The sequence below is a fragment of the Granulicatella sp. 20925_1_45 genome, from assembly GCF_041433555.1.
In the GTDB taxonomy this organism is placed as follows: domain Bacteria; phylum Bacillota; class Bacilli; order Lactobacillales; family Aerococcaceae; genus Granulicatella.
In genome coordinates this window covers 1-579 of sequence record NZ_JAPWBR010000045.1, presented here as the reverse complement: position 1 = coordinate 579, position 579 = coordinate 1, and the positions used below count along the sequence as shown (strand labels likewise).

Annotated in this window: 1 protein-coding gene; it reads right to left on the bottom strand. The window is 29.9% G+C overall.

The features are described 5' to 3' along the window. On the bottom strand, positions 1-579 hold a 579-nt coding region (locus O3798_RS08745), incomplete at its 3' end, for an IS3 family transposase (RefSeq protein ID WP_371464301.1).

Here is a 579-nt window from a genome sequence, read left to right as displayed (position 1 = left end):
GAAAAGAGATTCATAGGTTTTGAAATGATATAAACGATATACTTCTTCCTTTAATGTCCCCCAGAATGCTTCAATTGGTCCATTATCGATACATCTTCCAGGACGGGACATACTATGTGTTATTTGTCCTTTTTCTATAAAGTGCTTAAAGAAATGAGAAGTATATTGAAATCCTCGATCACTATGAATCATTGTTTTTGTTGGAATTATCTTCCTTTTTATTTGATCAAAAGTATCTTTAACGATTTGATTATTATTTTGTTTAGATATTTGATATGCAACTATTTTCTTTGTTCCATAATCTAAAACTGCACTTAAATAAGCTTTTTCTCCCTTTCCATACTTCAATTCAGTGATATCCGTTAATAGTAGAGCCATTGGCTCGTATTCCTTCTTAAATTCTCGATTTAAAATATTAGCTGCAGTGTATTCTTCAGTGTTCGATTTATAACGATAACGTTTTTTTCGTATAATTGCCTTTAATCCCATTAGTTTCATAAGACGCTGAATACATTTATGATTCACTTTTGCATTTCTATAATAGTTTAAATAGATTGTGATACGACGATATCCATATAT